Annotated in this window: 8 protein-coding genes; 6 read left to right on the top strand and 2 right to left on the bottom strand. The window is 36.9% G+C overall.

Going from position 1 to position 6,445, the window contains the following annotated elements:
• The 5 genes from AC22ZQ_RS11685 to AC22ZQ_RS11665 form a co-directional block, all read left to right on the top strand.
• A partial coding sequence (locus tag AC22ZQ_RS11685; protein WP_318958951.1) for an ABC transporter permease occupies nt 1-442 on the top strand: 442 nt, incomplete at its 5' end.
• A gap of 9 nt (nt 443-451) precedes the next feature.
• The gene (locus tag AC22ZQ_RS11680) at nt 452-1,345 is read left to right on the top strand and encodes a Ppx/GppA phosphatase family protein (protein WP_318958950.1); all 894 of its coding nucleotides are present in this window, start codon (nt 452-454) and stop codon (nt 1,343-1,345) included.
• A gap of 49 nt (nt 1,346-1,394) precedes the next feature.
• The gene (gene hutI, locus AC22ZQ_RS11675) at nt 1,395-2,645 is read left to right on the top strand and encodes an imidazolonepropionase (protein ID WP_318958949.1); all 1,251 of its coding nucleotides are present in this window, start codon (nt 1,395-1,397) and stop codon (nt 2,643-2,645) included.
• Between the two features lie 90 nt (nt 2,646-2,735).
• A complete protein-coding gene (gene metF, locus AC22ZQ_RS11670) occupies nt 2,736-3,686 on the top strand; it encodes a methylenetetrahydrofolate reductase [NAD(P)H] (protein ID WP_318958948.1) in 951 nt (316 codons plus the stop codon).
• A 1-nt stretch (nt 3,687) separates the two neighbouring features.
• Nucleotides 3,688-4,263: a hypothetical protein gene (locus AC22ZQ_RS11665; protein WP_318958947.1), complete on the top strand. Its 576-nt coding sequence runs from the start codon at nt 3,688-3,690 to the stop codon at nt 4,261-4,263.
• Nucleotides 4,264-4,323: 60 nt separating this feature from the next.
• On the opposite strand, the gene AC22ZQ_RS11660 is transcribed toward AC22ZQ_RS11665, so the two are convergent.
• On the bottom strand, nt 4,324-4,902 hold the full coding sequence (locus AC22ZQ_RS11660) for a riboflavin synthase (RefSeq protein WP_318958946.1): 579 nt from the start codon (nt 4,900-4,902) through the stop codon (nt 4,324-4,326).
• A gap of 2 nt (nt 4,903-4,904) precedes the next feature.
• Nucleotides 4,905-5,744: a pantoate--beta-alanine ligase gene (gene panC, locus AC22ZQ_RS11655; RefSeq protein WP_318958945.1), complete on the bottom strand. Its 840-nt coding sequence runs from the start codon at nt 5,742-5,744 to the stop codon at nt 4,905-4,907.
• A 107-nt stretch (nt 5,745-5,851) separates the two neighbouring features.
• On the opposite strand from panC, the gene AC22ZQ_RS11650 reads away from it, so the two are divergent.
• Nucleotides 5,852-6,445 (top strand): glycogen/starch synthase (locus AC22ZQ_RS11650; protein WP_318958944.1); only part of this gene is annotated, 594 nt, incomplete at its 3' end.

Here is a 6,445-nt window from a genome sequence, read left to right as displayed (position 1 = left end):
TTACGAACGCATTCAGTTCTCCAACATGCTCTTGTTCTTTATACTGTTTTTTATAGTCGCATATATCTTTTACGGTTCTTTCTTTGCTGCCATTGGGGCATCTATGGGAAGCGAATCGGACGGACAACAATACATCATCCCTATTATGGGATTACTGCTGCTTGCTTTATACGGTGGTTATTATACGGTCTATTACCCAGAAGGTCCGTGGTCTAGTTTATTTGCATTCTTACCCTTTACCTCACCGGTTGTTATGATGACCAAATTAGGGATAGGGTTCAGTGCAAACGAAAGCTGGGAACTCTTTGCAAGTTTAGGAATCCTCTTAGGTTCAGCTCTTTTAATGTTCTATTTGGCAGGTAAAATTTACCAGAATGGAATCTTACAATTTGGACATCGTTTACGTGTAAAACACTTCATTAAGTGGCTTAAAAAATCATAAAATACTAGAATGACAGGTGCAGTTATAGACTTAGGTACAAATACCTTTAACCTCTTGATTTTCAAAAAAACAGCCACAGGCCGTAAAATCCTTTTCAAGCATAAAGAAGGAGTAGCTTTAGGTATGGGAGGAATTAACCAACAAACCATTGTTCCAGATGCGTTCGAACGAGGTATAAGCACGTTAGAGCAATTCAAAGCAATTTGTGACCAACACGGTGTAGAACAAATAAGAGCAATTGGAACTTCCGCTTTGCGCGCAGCCGAAAACAGGGATGATTTTATACAAGCCGCTTTTGCAATGACGGAGATTCCTATTACCATAATTGATGGAGAAACTGAAGCTGAATTAATTTACAGAGGGATACAAACTGCCCATGTATTTGAAGATAAATCCATCATTTTAGACATTGGCGGAGGAAGTAGTGAATTTATTTTTGCCAATAACAATGAAGTCATTAAAAGCAAAAGTTTTGAAATTGGGGTTTCTCGCATCTACCAACAATTTGAGTTCAATGACCCTTTAACCAACTCAGATATTGATGCTATCATAAACTACTTAGAGCAATCTACTCGTGGTTTCTTCGATGATATTCGCACCAATATTCTTGTAGGAGCTTCTGGTAGTTTCGAGACGTTTTATGAAATCATTGAAAATATTGACTTTCCTACGAATTCGCAATCACAACAAATTAGCAAAGAGCGTTTACATTGGTGTATAGACAATTTAATTAAATCGAGTTTAGCTGAGCGTAAATTAAATGATAGGATAATTCCCATCCGAAAAATTATGGCTCCTATTGCTGCAGTGAAAGTTATGTGGCTTATGGACAAACTAGATATCAATACCATTTATGTTTCTCCCCATTCTATGAAGGAAGGTTTGATGGAACATCTTTTCTAAGCGTTGGATTATTTTTAACTTTGAATCTTCTTAAAAAAGATTCGAGTAAATGTCTAAAATACTTATTAAAAACATCAAAAGTCTACTCCTAGCAGGAGAGGATTTACCAAGATATAAAGCAGGTGCTGAGATGGAAAATCTTAACACCATAGATAACGCATTCCTTGCCATTGAAGATGATGAAATCATAGCTTATGGTAAAATGGAAGACTGGGGTGGAATTACAGACTGGAGAGATCTAGAAGTAATTGATGCCGATGGTAAGATGGTTATGCCTGCATTTTGTGATTCACATACCCATGCCGTATTTGCCAAAACCAGAGAAAGTGAATTCGAAGATAGAATCAAAGGACTTACCTATGAAGAAATTGCACTTAAAGGAGGTGGTATTTTAAACTCTGCCCGCAAATTGCAGACGATGGACGAGGAAGAGCTCTTCCAAGACGCAATGGTAAGGTTAGAAGAAATGATGAGCTACGGTACGGGAGCTGTTGAAATCAAATCTGGGTACGGACTTACCGTGGATGCCGAGCTAAAAATGTTACGCGTTATCAAACGCTTGAAAGAAGCATCTCCATTAACGATAAAGGCTACTTTCTTGGGAGCACATGCTTACCCTCCAGAATTTAAAGAAAACCACCAAGGTTACATCGATCTAATCATCAACGAAATGCTACCGGTAATTGCAGAAGAGGGATTGGCCGATTACATCGACTGTTTCTGTGAGCGCAACTACTACTCAGTAGAGGAGATGAATCAAGTATTGGAAGCTGGAATAAAATATGGCTTAACACCAAAAGTTCACGTTAACCAATTCTCTATCCAAGGTGGAGTAGCTGCTGCCGTACAACACAATGCTTTATCTGTCGATCACTTAGAAGAAATTGATGATCAAGATATTGAAGCTTTAAAGGGAAGTGACTGCATGCCTACACTTTTACCCGGTTGTTCTTTCTTCTTATCTATTCCTTTTGGAGCAGGTAGAAAATTAATCGATAATGATTTACCCGTGGCGTTGGCTACTGACTTTAACCCAGGGTCTTCACCAAGTGGGAACATGCAATTGCTCACTTCTTTTGCATGTGTTAAAATGAAATTAACGCCGAACGAGGCAATAACGGCAACTACATTGAATACTGCCTATGCCATGGGCTTAGATAAAACACACGGAAGTATATCTTTGGGTAAGAAGGCGAACCTTATCATTACTCAACCCATGGAGAGTCCAGCACTAATACCTTATTCATTTGGTGCAAACTCTGCTGAGACAGTTATCATCAATGGTAAAAAAGTGAAATAATTATAATTCTTTAAGACACTGATTGAGGATTTTACCTCTTTAGGATAAGGATATTACTATTTTTGGACTGCTAAAATTATACAATCATAAATGAAAGTAATCGATCACATTAAGGAATCGGAAGAGACTTTATTCTCTTTTGAAATTTTACCCCCATTAAAAGGTAAAAACGTACAGTCAATTTTTGATGGTATAGATCCCTTAATGGAATTCAAGCCAAAGTTCATTAATGTTACTTATCACAGAGAGGAATACATATATAAAGAAAGAGGTCAAGGACTTCTAGAAAAAATAGCGATTCGTAAACGCCCTGGTACGGTTGGTATTTGTGCAGCCATTATGAACAAATATCAAGTTGATGCTGTTCCACATTTAATCTGTGGAGGTTTTAGTAAGGAAGAAACAGAAAACGCGTTGATTGATCTTCAATTCTTAGGCATTGATAATGTGCTCGCATTGAGAGGTGATTCTATTAAAACTGAAAGTTCTTTTCGTCCCCACGAAAACGGACATAAGTATGCTGTAGAATTGATAGACCAAATTACAGATATGAATAAAGGAACATATCTGATGGACGATATTCAATTGGAACCAACTAATTTCTGTATCGGTGCTGCAGGTTATCCTGAAAAGCACTTCGAAGCCATGAACCTTTCTACAGATTTAAAGTACTTAAAACAAAAGGTTGATGCAGGTGCGGAGTATATTGTTACGCAAATGTTCTTCGATAATAAAAAGTACTTTGACTTTGTTGAGGAGTGTAAAAAAGCAGGAATCAATGTTCCCATCATTCCGGGTATCAAACCTTTGAAAACAATGAACCACATTTCATTCTTGCCTAAATTCTTCCACATCGACTTTCCAGATGAACTTTCGGCAGAGTTATTGAAATGTAAGAATAATGAGGACGTTCAAGCATTGGGTGTAGAATGGGCCATCAATCAATCAAAAGAACTCAAGAAAGCAGGTGTACCTTGCATTCACTATTATACCATGTCTAAATCAGATGATGTTAAACTCATCGCCAACGAAATTTTTTAATATGAAATTATTAGCATCTTTATTTTTAGGTTTATTCCTAAGCACTAGTGTTTACAGTCAAGCCGACACAACCAAAATAACTTCAGAAGATTTACCAGGAATGGATTCTTTATCCAATGTAGTGGTTGTCGGTCAAATTGATTTTCAGCAAGACTTATTTGCGCTAGAAATCAACTTGACCACGCTGTTCAATCAGTACGGCATCAAAACAAAGTCGTCTTTAAATGTAGTTAAGCAAGGTGCTTCCGCTACATCTATGGCGAATGATAGCATACAGAACAAATTAAAAGAAGAAGGATTCGATACTTATCTTTTAATTTCTGTTAGAGGGTATGACAGAAGGTTTAAATCCTCTACGAATATTTTATCCTTAAATAAAAACTTAACCTCTGAACATCTCTTCCCGTTGTACAGAGATGATATTGTATCAGTTACGTTTGAACTTACCTTTTATAAAGATGGAAAACCCGTTGAAAATAGGTTAATCAAAATTGGAACGGTAGGCTCACAAGAAGCTGTTCTAAAAAAACTTAACAAGAAAATGGCGAAGCTCATTAAGAAAGAGTGGAAAGCATAAAAAAAGAGGTTGTCAAATGTGACAACCTCTTTTTATTTCTATCAATATTTATTTTCCGGTTTACTTTACCATCATTTTGGCCACGTACTTCCCGATAATATCAAACTCTAAATTTGCAGTATCACCTACCTTAATATTTTTAAAACTTGTATGTTCTAAAGTATAAGGGATAATGCAAACTGAAAACTCATTTTGTTTGGAGTTGACTACAGTTAAACTTACTCCATTTACAGTTACCGATCCTTTCTCAACTGTTAAGTCATCGCTGTTGTACTGAAAGGTAAACATCCAACTTCCGTCCTGATCCTCAATAGAAAGACATTCGGCAGTAGTATCCACATGGCCTTGTACAATATGACCATCTAAACGACCATTCATTTGCATGCAACGCTCCAGATTCACTTCACTTCCTTCTTTTAGTTCTCCAAGGTTTGTTTTCTCCAAAGTTTCCTTTATCGCCGTAACTACATATTGATTTCCATCAATTGCAACAACAGTTAAACAACAACCATTATGTGCCAAACTTTGATCTATCTTCAACTCTGAAGTAAAAGGACAACTTAAGGTAAAATGTACATTTTCCCCCTCGTGTTCAATTTTCTTCACCTCTCCTAGCGCCTCAACTATTCCTGTAAACATAATTATATCAATTCCATGTTATCAATTAAACGAACATCTCCACAATAAGCTACTACACATGCAGTGGCTCCATCTATCCATTCGTCTGTCAAAGGTAAAAGAGTTTCGGGGTTTACCACTTCTGCGTATTCCAATTCTAAACTACTTTGTCCTAAAGTGTCAATTAAATGTGCTAAAGTTACTGCAGGAGAATTCTCTTTCGCCATAGCTTTAGCTTGCACCAAGCTCTCGTAAATTACAAGAGCATCCTTTTTTTGATCTTCCGTTAAGCGTAGGTTTCGACTTGACATTGCCAAACCACCCTCTTCGCGTACAGTATCACAACCAACGATTTCCACACCCAAGTTTAACTTTTTGGTCATGGCTTTAATTACTGCAACTTGCTGAAAGTCTTTTCTTCCAAAATATGCTTTATTCGGTCGCACGATATCAAAGAAACGCGAAACTACATTCACCACACCATCAAAATGGCCAGGTCTATATTTCCCTTCCATTACTTCATCCACGGGAGACAAGTCCAAATCAATAGATTTATAATTCTCAGGATACACCTCTTCTACTTCAGGTAAGAACATTACATCACAACCATTTTCCTCCAGAAGATCCGCATCTTTCTGAGGCATGCGTGGATATTTTTCTAAATCAGAAGGATTGTTGAATTGTGTTGGATTCACAAAAACGGAGGCAACAACAATGTCACACTCTTTTTTTGCAGCTTTCAAAAGACTAAGATGTCCTTCATGTAAAGCGCCCATGGTAGGCACAAAACCAATTTTTTTATTCGCTACTGTGTAAGGTGCAAGGAAGGATTGTAAATCGGAAACACGCTTGTAAATTACCACGTAATTAAGTATTTAGAATATGTGCAAACGGACAAATCTATTCTTTTTTGTTGAAATTACGCTTTTTTTTATATATTTTTGTACTGAAATTTACGAATTTACTCTATATGGAGAAGAAAAGAATCCTATTTGTATCGCAAGAAATTGCCCCGTTCCTACCAAAATCTGAACTTTCAAAAACAGCAAGAAAATTACCGCAAGGTACACAAGAAAACGGAAAAGAAATCCGTGTTTTCATGCCACGTTTTGGGACAATCAATGAGAGAAGACACCAGTTACACGAAGTAATTCGTTTATCAGGTATGAACCTTATTATTGACGATCAGGATCACCCTTTAATTATCAAAGTAGCGTCTATACCAACTGCAAGAATGCAGGTGTACTTTATAGACAACGAAGAATATTTCAAAAGAAAATCTGTTTTCACGGATGACAAAGACGAATATCATGCAGATAATGATGAGCGTTCTATGTTCTTCTGTAGAGGAGTTTTGGAAACAGTTAAAAAATTAGGTTGGAAACCTGACGTGATTCACTGTCACGGATGGATGACATCATTAATGCCTATGTACATTAAAGATGTTTACGCCAACGATCCTCACTTTGCTGATGCCAAAGTTGTTTACTCTTTATACGACAATGAGTTTAACAAAAATTGGGATGACAGATTCGAAGAAAAACTTAAATTTGAAGGCTTTGGA

It is taken from the genome of Lishizhenia sp., assembly GCF_057456495.1.
This window is presented reverse-complemented; position numbering and strand designations above follow the sequence as displayed.

What these genes read in the sequence shown, in the direction of transcription:
- AC22ZQ_RS11680 (WP_318958950.1), top strand. Translation starts at nt 452, where the DNA reads ATGACAGGTGCAGTTATAGACTTAGGTACAAATACCTTTAACCTCTTG.
- hutI (WP_318958949.1), top strand. Translation starts at nt 1,395, where the DNA reads ATGTCTAAAATACTTATTAAAAACATCAAAAGTCTACTCCTAGCAGGA.
- metF (WP_318958948.1), top strand. Translation starts at nt 2,736, where the DNA reads ATGAAAGTAATCGATCACATTAAGGAATCGGAAGAGACTTTATTCTCT.
- AC22ZQ_RS11665 (WP_318958947.1), top strand. Translation starts at nt 3,688, where the DNA reads ATGAAATTATTAGCATCTTTATTTTTAGGTTTATTCCTAAGCACTAGT.
- AC22ZQ_RS11660 (WP_318958946.1), bottom strand. Translation starts at nt 4,902, where the DNA reads ATGTTTACAGGAATAGTTGAGGCGCTAGGAGAGGTGAAGAAAATTGAA.